The following is a 14,407-nucleotide window of genomic DNA, read 5'->3' on the forward strand; positions in this document are numbered from 1 at the left end:
GGGGGGGGGGGGGGGGGGGGGCCGGGGGGGGGGGGGGGGGGGGGGGGGGGGGGGGGGGGGGGGGGCGGGGCGGGGGGGGGGTGTCGTCCGGGGCGGGCTTCGATGTTCGGCGCCTGCTCCGGGTCTGAGTCGTACGGGGTACCGGGCGCCGAATCCATCTCGTTTTGGCCCCGGACGACACCCCACCCCGTCCCCGCCCCCTCACGTCCGCTGTCCGGCCGCCCGCCCGTGCCTTTGCCCGCGCCGGCGTGGTGCTGGCACACCCAGTTGTCGGCCGCCTCGCCCGCAACTCCAGCCTCGCCGGCGTTTGAGGCGCGGGGGCCGGGGCGGAGCTCCGGGGAAGGGGCGGTCGATCAGTACGACTTGGGGAGGCCCAGGGTCTGGTGGGAGACGAAGTTGAGGATCATCTCCCGGCTCACGGGGGCGATGCGGGCGACACGGGCCGCCGTGATCAGTGACGCCAGCCCGTACTCGCGGGTGAGCCCGTTGCCGCCGAGGGTGTGCACCGCCTGGTCCACCGCGCGGACGCACGCCTCCCCCGCCGCGTACTTCGCCATGTTCGCCGCCTCCCCGGCCCCCATGTCGTCCCCCGCGTCGTACAGCTGCGCCGCCTTCTGCATCATCAGGCGGGCCAGTTCCAGGTCGATGTGCGCCGCCGCCAGGGGGTGGGCGACGGCCTGGTGGGCGCCGATCGGCTCCTTCCACACCTGGCGGGTCCTCGCGTACTCCACCGCCTTGGACAGGGCGTAGCGGCCCATGCCGATGGCGAAGGCGGCCGTCATGACGCGCTCGGGGTTGAGCCCGGCGAAGAGCTGGAGCAGGCCCGCGTCCTCGTCGCCGACCAGGGCTTCGGCCGGCAGCCGGACCTCGTCGATGACCAGCTCGAACTGTTTCTCCGCCGCCTGGAGTTCCATGTCGATGACCGAGCGGGAGAAGCCGGGGGCGTCGCGCGGGACGATGAACAGGCAGGGCTTCAGGCGGCCCGTGCGGGCGTCCTCCGTGCGGCCGACGACGAGGGTGGCGTCGGCGATGTCCACGCCGGAGATGAAGACCTTGCGGCCGGTGAGGATCCAGTCGTCGCCGTCGCGCCGGGCGGTGGTGGTGATGCGGTGGGAGTTGGAGCCGGCGTCGGGTTCGGTGATTCCGAAGGCCATGGTGAGGCTGCCGTCGGCCAGGCCGGGGAGCCAGGCGCTCTTCTGGGCCTCGGTGCCGAAGCGGGCGATGACCGTGCCGCAGATGGCCGGTGAGACGACCATCATCAGCAGGGGGCAGCCCGCCGCACCCAGTTCCTCCAGGACGATGGAGAGTTCGGCGATGCCGCCGCCCCCGCCGCCGTACTCCTCGGGGAGGTTGACGCCGAGGTAGCCGAGCTTGGCGGCGTCGGCCCACAGTTCGTCGGGGTGGCGGCCCTCGCGGGCGACGCGGGCGAGGTAGTCGCGGCCGTAGCGCTGCCCGAGGGCGGCGACGGCGCTGCGCAGGGCCTGGTGCTCTTCGGTCTCGATCACGGCTGTTCCTCCTGGACTACGGCGAGCAGGGCGCCGAACTCGACCTGTCGGCCGGTGACGGCGTGGAGCGCGGTGAGCGTGCCGGAGGCGGGGGCGAGGATGCGGTGCTCCATCTTCATGGCCTCCAGCCACAGCAGGGGCTGCCCGGCGGTGACGGTGCTGCCGGGGGCGAGGCCCTCGGCGATGCGGACAACGGTGCCGGGCATGGGGGCGAGCAGCGATCCCGGTTCGGCGCGGTCCTGGGGGTCGGGGAACCGGGGAACGGGCACGAGGGTGTGGGAGCCGAATGGGGAGTCCACGTAGACCTCGTCGTCCGCGTTGTGTTTCACGTGAAACACCCGCCGGACACCGTCGACTTCGAGGGTGACCGCCTCCGGGGTGGCGGCCAGGACGCGGACGCCCGGCTGTTCCACGGGTGCGTAGCGGGCCTCGTGGACGGTGCCCGCCACGGTGTACCGGCGACTCTGCGGCTGGGAGCGGAGGTTGCGCCAGCCGCCGAGACGGGCGGCGAGGCCGGCGCCGGCGGCCGGGGCCGCTTCGGCGAGCGCTGCGGCGAGGCAGGCGAGCGTGGGGTCCGGGGCGTCCTGGACGAGGGCGGCGAGGTGGCGTTCGTAGAAGCCGGTGTCGAGCCGGCCGGCGGCGAACTCCGGGTGCCGCAGTGAGCGTACGAGGAGTTCGCGGTTGGTGGTGAGCCCGTGGATCCGGGCCCGGGTCAGGGCGTCCGCGAGGATCCTGACCGCCTCGGCGCGGGTGGGCGCGTGCGCGACGACCTTGGCCAGCAGGGGGTCGTAGTGGATGCCGACGGTGTCCCCGGCGGCGAAGCCGGAGTCGACGCGGACGCGGCCGGGCACGTCGAGGGTGTGCAGGACCCCGGTCTGCGGGCGCCAGTCCCGGGCGGGGTCCTCCGCGTAGAGACGGGCCTCGACGGCGTGGCCGGCGGGCTCCGGCGGGGTGGCGGGCAGCGCTGCGCCCTCGGCGATCCGCAGCTGGAGGGCGACCAGGTCGAGGCCGTGGACGGCTTCGGTGACGGGGTGTTCCACCTGGAGGCGGGTGTTCATCTCCAGGAAGTACGGGCGGCCGTCGGCGCCGACGAGGAACTCGACGGTGCCCGCGCCCCGGTACGAGACGGCCCGGGCGGCGGCCACGGCGGCGGTGGCGAGCCGCTCGCGCAGCGCTGCGGGCAGGCCGGGGGCCGGGGCCTCCTCGATGACCTTCTGGTGGCGTCGCTGGAGGGAGCAGTCGCGGGTGCCGAGCGCCCAGACGGTGCCGTGGCCGTCGGCCAGGACCTGCACTTCGACGTGGCGGCCGCGCTCCACGTACGGCTCCGCGAAGACCTCGTCGTCCCCGAAGGCCGACCGTGCCTCGGCGCGGGCCGCTTCCATGGCCTCCTTGAGGGAGTCCAGGTCGCGTACGACGCGCATCCCGCGGCCTCCGCCGCCCGCGGCGGCCTTGAGGAGGAGGGGCAGGTCCGCCGCGGTGGCGGCGGCCGGGTCGACGGGGTCGAGGAGGGGAACGCCCGCGGCGCGCACGAGGTCCTTGGCCCGGGTCTTGGAGGCCATGGCCTCGATGGCCGCAGGCGGCGGCCCGACCCAGGTCAGGCCGGCGGCCAGGACCTGGCGGGCGAAGTCGGCGTTCTCGGAGAGGAAGCCGTACCCGGGGTGCACCGCGTCCGCGCCGGCCGTGCGGGCCGCCTCGATCAGCAGGTCCCCGCGCAGGTAGGTGTCGGCGGGTGCGGCTCCCGGCAGGCGGACGGCCGCGTCGGCGCTGCGGACGTGCAGGGCGTCGGCGTCGGGGTCGGAGTGGACGGCGACCGTGGCCAGGCCCAGGTCGCGGGCCGTACGGAAGATCCGGACGGCGATCTCGCCCCGGTTGGCGACGAGGAGGGAGGTGATGGGTGCGGTCATGTGGGGGCTCACATCCGGAAGACGCCGAAGCCGCCGCGGGCGCCCTCGACGGGGGCGTTGTGGACGGCCGACAGGCACAGGCCGAGGACGGTGCGGGTGTCGCGGGGGTCGATGACGCCGTCGTCGTACAGCCGCCCGGACAGGAAGAGGGGCAGGGACTCGGACTCGATCTGCGCCTCGACGAAGGCCCGCATCCCGGCGTCCTGTTCCTCGTCGTACGGGAGGCCCTTCGCGGCGGCGGACTGGCGGGAGACGATCGACAGCACTCCGGCGAGCTGCTGGGGGCCCATGACGGCGGATTTGGCGCTGGGCCAGGCGAAGAGGAAGCGGGGCTCGTAGGCGCGCCCGCACATGCCGTAGTGCCCGGCCCCGTAGCTCGCCCCGATGAGGACGGACAGGTGCGGGACGCGGGAGTTGGCCACCGCGTTGATCATCATCGAGCCGTGTTTGACGATGCCGCCCTGCTCGTACTCCTTGCCCACCATGTAGCCGGTGGTGTTGTGGAGGAAGAGCAACGGGATGTCGCGCTGGTTGGCGAGCTGGATGAACTGGGCGGCCTTCTGCGACTCGGCGCTGAACAGCACGCCCTGGGCGTTGGCGAGGATGCCGACCGGGTAGCCGTGCAGGGTGGCCCAGCCGGTGACGAGGCTGGTGCCGTAGAGGGGCTTGAACTCGTCGAAGTCGGAGGCGTCGACGATGCGGGCGATGACCTCGCGGGGGTCGAAGGGGGTCTTCAGGTCGGCCGGGACGATGCCGAGGAGCTCCTCCGGGTCGTACAGCGGCTCCTCGGCGCGGGGCGGTTCGGCGTACGGCTTGCGGTGGTTGAGCCGGGCCACGATGCGGCGGGCCTGGCGGATGGCGTCGTACTCGTCGAGGGCGTAGTGGTCGGCGAGGCCGGAGACGCGGGCGTGCATGTCGGCACCGCCGAGGGACTCGTCGTCGCTCTCCTCGCCGGTGGCCATCTTGACCAGGGGCGGGCCCCCGAGGAAGACCTTGGACCGGTCCTTGATCATGACGGTGTGGTCGGACATCCCGGGGACGTACGCGCCTCCGGCGGTGGAGTTGCCGAAGACGACGGCGACGGTCGGGACGCCCTGGGCCGAGAGCCGGGTGATGTCGCGGAAGATCGCGCCGCCCGGGATGAAGATCTCCTTCTGGGAGGGGAGGTCGGCACCGCCGGACTCGACGAGGCTGACCAGGGGCAGCCGGTTCTGCCGGGCGATCTCGTTGGCCCGCAGCGCCTTCTTCAGGGTCCAGGGGTTGCTGGCGCCGCCGCGCACGGTGGGGTCGTTGGCGGTGATCAGGCATTCGACGCCCTCGACGGTGCCGATGCCGGTGACCATCGAGGCGCCGACCGGGTGGTCGCTGCCCCAGGCGGCGAGCGGGGACAGCTCCAGGAACGGGGTGTCGGGGTCGAGGAGCAGCTCGACGCGCTCGCGGGGCAGCAGCTTGCCGCGGTCGCGGTGCCGGGCGGTGTACTTCTCGCCGCCGCCGGCGAGGGCCTTGGCGTGTTCGGCCGCGAGCTCCGCGAGCCGCTCCAGGGCGGCGGTACGGGCCTTCGTGTGCTCGGCGGCGAGCGGATCGACGGTGGTACCGAGGCGGGTCATCGGGTCCCCTCAGGTGCGGGAGGCGGGCTGTCGGGAAGCCGGGGCGGGGGCGGGGTGTCGGGCTGCCCGGGCGGGGGCGGGGCGGCGGGGAGGAGGTGTGTCGGGACGTCGAGGTGGCGGGCGCGCAGCCATTCGCCGAGGGCCTTGGCCTGCGGGTCGAAGCGGTGGCCGGAGGCGGCGCCGTCGCCGAGGAGGCCGGGGACGGTGAAGTTCAGGGCGCGCAGGTTCGGCAGCTCGTGGCGGGCGACGGGCAGCCCCCGGGTCTCCGGGAGCAGGCTCTGGAACGCCTCCACCGTCAGGGCGTGGCGCAGCCACTGCCAGGCGGCGTCGTCCTCCACCCACACCCCGACGTTGGCGTCGCCGCCCTTGTCCCCGCTCCGGGCCCCGGCCACCGACCCGAGCGGGGCACGGGTGGTCGCCCTGTGGCCGCCCCGGGCCGCGCCGGCGGCCCCCGGGTCCGCTGCCGGCGGCGGGGCCGGGGACAGGACCGGCGGGGCCGGATCCGGGGCGGCGGGCGGCGGGGCCGGGGACAGGACCGGCGGGGCCGGATCCGGGGCGGCGGGCGGCGGCGGGGCCGGGACCGGCAGGCGGGTGCCGTCCTCCAGGACCGCCGTGTGCGGGACGGACCCGGCCGGGACCAGGGCCGAGGTGAACACCCCGTACGGCTGCGCGGGGCCCGGCGGGGCCGTCACGTGGAAGCCCGGATAGCTGGCGAGGGCCAGCTCGACCGCCGCCGAGGTCAGCGCCCGCCCCACCCGGTCCGGGGAGGGGTCTCGCACCACCAGCCGCAGCAGGGCGCTCGCCGCCTCCTCCGTGTCGGCGTCCGCGTGGTCCGTGCGGGCGAGGGTCCAGCGGACGGAGTCCACCCCGCGCAGCGCTTCGGCGAGCTGTGCCCGCACCAGGGCGGCCTTGGCCTCGATGTCGAGGCCGGTCAGGACGAAGACCACCTCGTTGCGCCAGCCGCCGACGCGGCTGACGCCGACCTTGAGGGTGGTGGGCGGGGGCTCCCCCCGGACTCCGCTGATCCGGACCCGGTCCTCGCCGTCCGGGGCGAGGCGGACCGTGTCCAGGCGGGCGGTGACGTCGGGGCCCAGGTAGCGCACGCCCTGTGTCTCGTACAGGAGTTGGGCGGTGACGGTGCCCGGGGTGACGGCCCCGCCGCTGCCCGGGTGCTTGGTGACGACCGCCGAACCGTCCTCGGAGACCTCCGCGAGCGGGAAGCCGGGCCGCCGCACGTCGTGGCCGGTGAAGAAGGAGTAGTTCCCGCCGGTGGCCTGCGTACCGCACTCCAGGACGTGGCCCGCGACCACCGCCCCCGCCAGCCGGTCGTACTCGTGCGGGCCCCAGTCGAACCACCAGGCGGCCGGCCCGCTCACCAGTGCCGCGTCCGTGACCCGGCCGGTCACGACCACGTCCGCGCCGGCCCGCAGGCAGGCGGTGATCCCGGCACCGCCCAGGTAGGCGTTGGCGGTGAGCGCGTCCTTCCCGTACGGCATCAGGTCGTCGCCCTCGACGTGCGCGACGGAGACGGGCACCCCCACCTCGGCCGCCAGCGCCCGTACGGCCGCGGCCAGCCCGGCCGGGTTCAGCCCGCCCGCGTTCGTCACGATCCGCACGCCCCGCTCGCGCGCGAGCCCGAGGCCCTCCTCCAGCTGCTTCAGGAAGGTCTTCGCGTAGCCGAGGGCGGGGTCCTTCAGGCGGTCGCGGCCGAGGATCAGCATGGTGAGCTCGGCGAGGTAGTCGCCGGTGAGCACGTCCAGCGGTCCGCCGGTCAGCATCTCGCGCACGGCGTCGAACCGGTCCCCGTAGAAGCCGGACGCGTTGCCGACGCGCAGGGCCCGGCGCGTCACCGGGCGGTCCCCCGCACGGTCCCCCCGGTGGCCGTCCGGGGCGTTCCCCCGGGAGCCCCCGGCGGCGCCTCCCGGTCCCGCGCCCCCCGGTCCTGCGGCTCCCGGCCCGGTCCCGCGGGACCGGCGAAGGCCTGGGCGATGCCGAGCCAGCGGTCGGCGTCGGGGCCTGTCGCGGTGAGGCCGAGGTCGGCGCGGTGGGCGCGCTGCGTGACCAGCAGGCAGAAGTCCAGCGCGGGTCCGGTGATCCGCTGCGGGGCATCGGCGGGGCCGTACGTCCACACCACGTCCCCGTCCGGAGCCGTCAGCTCGATCCGGAACTCGCCCTCCGGCGCCGGCAGGCCCCGGACGGCGTACGCGTAGTCGCGCGCCCGCACCCCGATCCGCGCGACGTGCCGCAGCCGGGCCGTCGGGGTCCGCCGTACGCCGAGCGCGTCGGCGACGTCCTGGCCGTGCGCCCAGGTCTCCATGAGCCGGGCGCTCGCCATGGAGGCGGCCTTCATCGGGGGCCCGTACCAGGGGAACCGGGCGTCGGGGGAGGCGGCCGCGAGCGCCGATTCGAGGGCGGCCCGGCCCTCCCGCCAGCGGTCCAGCAGCTCGGCGGGCGCCAGCGCGGCCCCCTCCTCGGCGCCCTCGTCGACGAACGACTCCGGGGACTTCAGCGCCTGATCCACCATGCGCGCGAACGCCCCGGCATCGGTGAGGGAGAGCAGCGCGGCCCGGTCGGTCCAGTGCAGGTGGGCGATCTGGTGGGCGACGCTCCACCGGGGCGCGGGCGTCGGCCGCGTCCAGGCGGGGCCGGGCAACCCGGTGACGAGCGCTTCGAGTTCGCGGCCCTCCTCCCGGAGGTCGGCGAGAAGACCGGTGAAAACGGCGGCGGCGTCGACGGCGGACGGATCGGGCACGGCGTGCTCCCCTCTCGGCGTGCGGGGAAGCCTGGCAGCCTCCACTAAAACAATCAAGCGTGCTTGCATGATTTGGCTGAAGTGGACGGCATTCACGCCAGGGCGGTCAACGCACGCTGCTGCTCGGGGATTTGGGGCGTACCGGTCATCACCCGAGGCCCGGACGAGGACAGCGACGGGCCACGTCCGCAACGATCAGGGACGGTTCCGGCCGTACGCCGGGAAGGCGGCCTGACGGCGCCCGCCCGGGCCGATACTGGGGGCTTCCCGCCCGTGCGGCCGCCGCGCCGGGCTCCGCACCGCCTCCCTCCACGCGCCCCTCCACGCCACCGACGACGAGGACGGCCCGCCGTGAAGAACCCCGCTGCCCCAGCCTCCTTCCCCTCCCCGCCCCACGCCCCCTCCCTCTACCCCGAGCTCGACGCGACCGCCCTCACCGCCTTCGCCACCGCCCTGGAGAGCGGCGACCTCAGCGCCCTGCCGCCCGCGCGCGCCGCCGAGGTCCAGGCGTTACGGGCCGTGGCCGTCTTCAGCCGGGGCGAGGTGACCGGGGCCTGCGGCGACCTGCTCGACGCCGCGCTCTGGCGCCACACCGGGCCCCGGCCGCGGGCGGCGGTGGTGATGCCCTCGCCGTGGACCGGCCTGGGCTGGACCGCGTACGCCGTCCAGGCCACGGCGTTCGCGGCGCGCGGCTACGACGTCCTCGCCTACACCGCCCGGGGGTTCGGCCGCTCCGACGGCCAGGCCGACTTCGCCGGGCCGCTGGACGTGGCCGACGGCCGACGGGCCCTGGACCACCTCCTGGAACGCGCCGCCGGCCCGGTCACCGGGATCGGCTTCCTCGGCGTCTCCTACGGCGCCGGCATCGGCCTGCTCACCGCCGCGCACGACCCCCGGGTCGACGCGGTGGCGGCGCTCAGCACCTGGGGCGACCTCGGCGCCGTCCTGCACGAGAACTCCACCCGCCGTACCGCCGCCGTGCACGCCCTGCTCAGGGCGGCGGAGCGGGCCCGGCTGAGCCCGGAGACGGAACGGGCCCTGGAGGACGTCCTGGCCGGCCGGGACGCCGGGGGGGCCCGGCTCTGGGCGCAGCGGCGCTCGCCCTTCGGCCACGTCAAGGAGTTCAACCGCCGGCGGCTGCCCGTCCTCTTCTCGCACGCCTGGCACGAGACGCTCTTCCCCGCCAACCAGACGCTGCGGCTGTTCGACGAACTCACCGGCCCCAAGCGCCTCGACCTGTCCGTCGGGGACCATGTCGGCCCCGAGAGCGCGGGGCTGCTCGGACTCCCGAGCACGGTGTGGACGGACGCGCACCGCTGGTTCGACCACCACCTGCGCGACGCCGCCAACGGGGTGGACGGGGAGGCGCGAGTGCTCTCCGAGGTGATGTGGACCCGCGCCCTCGAACCCGCCGACGGTCTGCCCGCCCCCGGCACCGAGGTCCGCCGGCTGTACCTGACGGGGCGCGGGGAACTGGCCGGCGAGCCCGAGCACGGCTGGACGGCGGGCCTGCTGTGCGGGGTGGACACCCCGGTCACCGCGGCCGACGCGGTCGTGCGCTCTGGGTACGCGGAGATGGCCGGCCGGCCGAAGTCGTACCCGGCCGGGGAGGTCGACGCCGCCGCGGCTTCGTCGGTGACCGCCGCCTGGACCGGCCCCGCCGCCGAAGCGACCCTCCGCGTACGGGGGATCCCGCGCCTGCGCGTCACGTACCGCGCCGCGAACTCCGGCTCCACCTTCGTCGCGTACCTCCTGGACCTCGCCCCGGACGGCTCGTCCCGGCTGATCTGCCACGCCCCGTTCAGCGACCTGCACTCCCCGCCCGACAGCCTGGTGAGCGCGGACATCGACCTCCAGGCCACGGCGTACGACGTCCCGCGCGGGCACCGCCTCCTGCTGGTGGCGACCGCCCGTGACCCCTTCTACGGGGACGCCAACCTGCCACGCGCGACGCTGGCGTTCACCTCGCCGGAGCCGACGCCGTCGTACGTGGAGGTGCCGGTGGGGTGAGGGGTGCCGGGACAGCCGCCTATACACACGTATTGAACAACCGTATAGATGCTGGGTAGGGTTCATCAGGTCAAGGCGTGAACGAACCGCGAAGGGACCCACCATGGCCGCCGAAACCGCCATCACCGCCACCAGCCGCTCTGAACTGCTGCTCGGCGGACGGCGGTTGTCGTACCTGGACTTCGGCGGCACCGGCCGTCCGCTGGTCGCCCTCCACGGCCACCTGTCCGAGGGCGTCACCTTCGCCGCCCTCGCCCGGACCCTCGGCCCCGAGTGGCGGGTGGTCGCCCCGGACCAGCGGGGCCAGGGCGAGTCCGACAGCGCCGCCGACTACACGCGGGAGGGCTACCTTTCCGACATCGGCTGCCTGCTGGACCACCTCGGACTGGACCGCGTCGTCCTGCTCGGGCACTCCCTCGGCGCCATCAACGCCTACCAGTTCGCCGCACGCCACCCCGAGCGCGTGAGCGCCCTCGTGAACGCCGAGGGCCCGGCTGCGCTCGGGCTGGACGGCTCGAACCCGCTGGGCTTCCTGCTGGGCCTGCCCCACGAGGCCCCGACCCGCGAGGCGCTGCTCGCGGGCCTCGGGGCGGCCGCGCCGTACTTCGCCGACCGGCTCCGGGAGAACGCCGACGGCAGCTGGCGCCTGCCGTTCCGCCCCGCGGAGATGTACGACTCCGAGCACCACGTCCACGGCGACCACTGGGCGGACTGGACGGCGGGCACCTGCCCGGCACTGCTCGTCCGCGGCACCCGGGGGGTCATCCCGGCCGATCAGGCCCGGGCGATGACCGAGCGCCGCCCCGGCACCACCCTGACGGAACTCGACACCGACCACTTCGTCCACACCGCCGCCCCGGAGGCCTTCGCGGCGGCGGTACACCGGTTCCTGGAGGGGGCGGGGCGGGGCGAGGTGTAGGGGGCGGGGTGCCGGCGGGGCGTGTCAGAGCCGGTTCGGGGGTTTCCCGTCAGTCCCATCGTCCTTCCGGTTCGTGCCGGCCCGTCAAGGGCGCTCCTTCGTCGCGTCGCTACGCGATGGCCTTCGGCCACCCTTGACCGACCAGCCCGCCCCGGAAAGCCGAAAGACTGCCGGGAAGCCCCCAAAAGAACGGTCACGGGGCAGGAGAAGGGGAGCGGCTCCCTCAGTGACGAGACGGGCGGCCGGGCCCTGGCCATGTCCCGCATTCGGGCCCGCGCACTGCCCAGCCAGGCCCACGGGCCGACTATCCGCACCACATGACGATCACAACCCCATCCGGGACCGGCAGGCGCATCAGATCGCTAAACGCTCCTCCCGCCATAGCGTCCGACGACCGTCCTCGGCTGATACCCGCACCAAATGACGATCAGGGCAGCATTGGGGACATGTGGGCGCGTCAGATCGCTACGCCCCTCATCTCTCGGCGGCTGACGCCGTCTGGGTGCTGCCCGTGCTGACGAGTGAGGGCCATCATGGGGAGGTGCCGCACATACTCAACGCGCCAGGAGCGCTGACCGACAGGGGGCGGCGCTTCCTGTCCGCGCAGGGCCGCACCGTTCCTTTCCCTGTGAGGGAGAACCCGGGCGAGGTCGCCGAGCGGCTCGCGGCCTTCCCCGGCGTGGACACGGCGATGGTCCTCGCCGGCCTCCGGCGCGCACAGGCCCGCTACGGCGGGCTGGTCTACAGGTCTTCGGCGTGGTCGTTCGAGGAGGAGATCCGCTTCCAGCCCTGGCCGTACTACGTGGACAGCACCGAACACGGGCCGTTGGGAGAGTTCATCGACCACGAGGTGGCGCATCCCTACACCGTCGCGCTCCGGGGTGACGGCACGGTGGTGTACCGGTTCGGGCGGGACGTGGCTGTGTTTCCGGATCCTGACGCCCTCATCGAGGCGGACGCCCTGTACTGGGAGTGCGAGAGGTGGATTCCAGTGATCGAGCCGGAGCCACAGCAGTCCACGGCAGGGGTGTGGGAGGCGGCGTCACGGCTGCCGCTGATCGAGGGTTCAGGCCACACGGAGTGGTGGTGGGAGTCCGACGGGTTCCGGGTGCACCTGTGGAGGACGTTCGCGGAGCTCTTCGAGCAGGAGCGGCTGGCGCAGTGGGGACTCTGGGCGCGAGACGAGGCGGGTCTGCGGGCCGCCCACCGGTTCCTCGCGGAAAACGCTCTTCCGGCTAGGGTGAACGGCACATCGTGAACCGGAACAAGGAGCAGACGTGAGTGCCATCGCCCTGCAGCAGGAGATCGCGCGGGAACTCCAGGTCGCCGAGACCTTCGAGGCCGAGCGGGAGATCGAGCGCCGGGTGGCCTTCCTCACCGAGCGGCTGACCTCCACCGGTCTGCGGTCCCTCGTACTCGGCATCAGCGGCGGCGTGGATTCGACCACCACGGGCCGGCTCTGCCAGCTCGCCGTCGAGCGGGCCCGTGCCGCCGGGCACGAGGCGCAGTTCTACGCGATGCGGCTGCCCTACGGCGTCCAGGCCGACGAGCACGACGCGCAGCTCGCGCTGTCCTTCATCCAGGCCGACCACGTGCTGACCGTGGACATCAAGCCCGCCAGCGACGCGGCGCTCGACGCGTCGGTGGCCGCCGGCGTGAGCTTCCGCGACGCCCACCACCAGGACTTCGTGCACGGCAACATCAAGGCCCGTCAGCGGATGATCGCCCAGTACGCGGTCGCCGGCGCGCACGCCGGTCTGGTGGTCGGCACCGACCACGCCGCCGAGGCCATTTCGGGCTTCTTCACCAAGTTCGGCGACGGCGCGGCGGACGTGGTCCCGCTGACCGGTCTGACCAAGCGCCGGGTGCGCGCCGTCGCGGACGCGCTGGGCGCGCCCGCCGAGCTGGTGTGGAAGACCCCGACGGCCGACCTGGAAACCCTCGACCCGGGCAAGGCCGACGAGGACGCCCTCGGCGTCACGTACGACGACATCGACGACTTCCTCGAGGGCAAGCCGGTGAACGAGCGCGCCTTCGAGACGATCGTCCACCGCTACCGCCTCACCGAGCACAAGCGCCAGCTCCCCATCGCCCCCTGAGCCTCCCGGATGCTGCCCTGGTCAGCATGAGGTGCGGGGTATCAGCCCAAGACGGCTGGAGGACGCCGAGATCTGAGGAGCGCGTAGCGATCTGACGCGCCCACCGGTCCCGAAAGGGGCTCTGACGTCATTTCTGCGGGTATCAGCCCAGGACGGTCGCCGGACGCCAAGCCGGGAGGAGCGCGTAGCGATCTGACGCGCGGGGGTGGACCGCCGAGGGTCTCTAGGGGCCCGGATGCCCGGCGGACCGACGCCCGGCCGCCCGTCTCATCGCTGAGACGCCCGTCCCTTCCCCATGGACCGTGCCGTTCTTTTGGGGGCTTCCCGGCAGTCCTTGTCTTTCCGGGGCGGGACGGCCTGTCAAGGGTCGCCGAAGGCGATCACGCAGTGACGCGACGAAGGAGCGCCCTTGACGGGCCGGCACGAACCGGAAGGACGATGGGACTGACGGGAACCCCCAAACCCTCCCCGACCCGCCCCCGCCGGCACCCCCGCCCCTCACCCCGCTTCGCGGGGCCCCGTCCCCCTCTGCGACCTGACCGCGCCCATGCTCGCCGCGATCACCAGGGCGATCGCCAGCGCGTCGAGCGCCGACATGCCCTGGCTCAGGAGCAGGAAGCCCGCGGTCGCCGCGATGGCCGGCTCCAGGCTCATCAGGATCGCGAAGGTGGGGGCCGGGAGGCGGCGCAGGGCGAGGAGCTCCAGCGTGTACGGGAGCACCGACGACAGCAGCGCCACGCCGAGGCCCAGTGCCAGCGTGCTCGGGGTGAGGAGGGCGGAGCCCGCGTCCACCACGCCCAGCGGGAGCGAGATGACCGCGGCCACGGCCATCGCCAGGGCCAGTCCGTCCGCCTGCGGGAAACGGCGGCCGGTCCGGGCGCTGAAGACGATGTACGCCGCCCACATGGCGCCCGCGCCCACCGCGAAGCCCGCGCCGAGCAGATCGAGGCCGCCGATGCCCCCTCCGCCGTGTCCGGCCAGCAGGGCGACTCCGGCCAGGGCCAGGGCGGCCCACAGCAGGTTCACCAGCCGGCGCGAGACGATCACGGACAGGGCCAGCGGGCCGAGCACCTCCAGGGTGACGGCGGGGCCGAGCGGGATGCGGTCGATGGCCTGGTAGAAGAGGCCGTTCATGCCGGCCATGGCGGCGCCGAAGGCGACGACGGTGCCCCAGTCGGCACGCGTGTACCCGCGCACCCTGGGCCGGCACAGGACGAGCAGCACCAGCGCGGCGGCCGCGAGCCGCAGCGTGACCACGCCCGCCGCACCCACCCTGGGCATGACCATCACCGCGAGGGCGGCCCCGAACTGCACCGACACCCCGGCCGCGACCACCAGGGCGATCGGCCCGAACCGCGAGTCCCGGGCGGCGCCGGAGCCCCGGCGGGAACCCGCACCTGAACCCGGGCCGGAAACGACCGGACCGGAGACGGAACCGGAACCAGAACCGGAGCCAGAAACGGAACCTGAAACCGGGCCGGTAACCGGACCAGACCCAGGACCAGACCCGGGACCGGAACCCGGACCGGAAGTGGAAATGGCGGGGGTCGTCGGGGACGAGGAGGAGCGCGCGGGCATGAATCCAGACTAAGGGGTCCGTAAGGACCATCC

At 74.2% G+C, this 14,407-nt stretch carries 10 protein-coding genes; 4 read left to right on the forward strand and 6 right to left on the reverse strand.

The window, feature by feature from the left end; all coding sequences use genetic code 11:
- Positions 1-353: 353 nt before the first annotated feature.
- The 5 genes from ACFY7H_RS25755 to ACFY7H_RS25775 form a co-directional block, all read right to left on the reverse strand.
- A complete protein-coding gene (locus ACFY7H_RS25755) occupies positions 354-1,505 on the reverse strand; it encodes an acyl-CoA dehydrogenase family protein (RefSeq protein ID WP_388942168.1) in 1,152 nt (383 codons plus the stop codon).
- Positions 1,502-3,409 carry a biotin carboxylase N-terminal domain-containing protein gene (locus ACFY7H_RS25760; RefSeq protein ID WP_388942178.1) on the reverse strand — a complete coding sequence of 636 codons (1,908 nt, stop codon included), beginning with the start codon at positions 3,407-3,409 and terminating at the stop codon, positions 1,502-1,504. Before ACFY7H_RS25760 ends, ACFY7H_RS25755 begins: the two co-directional genes overlap by 4 nt.
- 8 nt (positions 3,410-3,417) lie before the next feature.
- Positions 3,418-5,016: an acyl-CoA carboxylase subunit beta gene (locus tag ACFY7H_RS25765; RefSeq protein ID WP_388942181.1), complete on the reverse strand. Its 1,599-nt coding sequence runs from the start codon at positions 5,014-5,016 to the stop codon at positions 3,418-3,420.
- Complete coding sequence (locus ACFY7H_RS25770) at positions 5,013-6,794, reverse strand: acyclic terpene utilization AtuA family protein (RefSeq protein ID WP_388942559.1); 1,782 nt, start codon at positions 6,792-6,794, stop codon at positions 5,013-5,015. The genes ACFY7H_RS25765 and ACFY7H_RS25770 overlap by 4 nt, the downstream gene beginning before the upstream one ends.
- A gap of 68 nt (positions 6,795-6,862) precedes the next feature.
- Positions 6,863-7,768, reverse strand: a complete 906-nt coding sequence (locus tag ACFY7H_RS25775) for a TIGR03084 family metal-binding protein (protein ID WP_388942184.1) — start codon at positions 7,766-7,768, stop codon at positions 6,863-6,865.
- Between the two features lie 351 nt (positions 7,769-8,119).
- Here ACFY7H_RS25775 and ACFY7H_RS25780 point away from each other — a divergent pair, with 351 nt between their 5' ends.
- The 4 genes from ACFY7H_RS25780 (at position 8,120) to nadE (ending at position 12,796) form a co-directional block, all read left to right on the forward strand.
- A complete protein-coding gene (locus ACFY7H_RS25780) occupies positions 8,120-9,778 on the forward strand; it encodes an alpha/beta fold hydrolase (protein WP_388942186.1) in 1,659 nt (552 codons plus the stop codon).
- Positions 9,779-9,881: 103 nt separating this feature from the next.
- Complete coding sequence (locus ACFY7H_RS25785) at positions 9,882-10,697, forward strand: alpha/beta fold hydrolase (RefSeq protein WP_388942189.1); 816 nt, start codon at positions 9,882-9,884, stop codon at positions 10,695-10,697.
- 541 nt (positions 10,698-11,238) lie between these two features.
- Complete coding sequence (locus ACFY7H_RS25790) at positions 11,239-11,955, forward strand: hypothetical protein (RefSeq protein ID WP_388942192.1); 717 nt, start codon at positions 11,239-11,241, stop codon at positions 11,953-11,955.
- Between the two features lie 19 nt (positions 11,956-11,974).
- On the forward strand, positions 11,975-12,796 hold the full coding sequence (gene nadE / locus ACFY7H_RS25795; protein ID WP_388942197.1) for an ammonia-dependent NAD(+) synthetase: 822 nt from the start codon (positions 11,975-11,977) through the stop codon (positions 12,794-12,796).
- A gap of 498 nt (positions 12,797-13,294) precedes the next feature.
- On the opposite strand, the gene ACFY7H_RS25800 is transcribed toward nadE, so the two are convergent.
- Positions 13,295-14,335, reverse strand: coding sequence for a DMT family transporter (locus ACFY7H_RS25800; protein WP_388942562.1), 1,041 nt, complete (start codon positions 14,333-14,335; stop codon positions 13,295-13,297).
- Between the last annotated feature and the right edge of the window lie 72 nt (positions 14,336-14,407).

Source organism: Streptomyces sp. NPDC012794, assembly GCF_042901085.1.
Classification (GTDB): domain Bacteria; phylum Actinomycetota; class Actinomycetes; order Streptomycetales; family Streptomycetaceae; genus Streptomyces.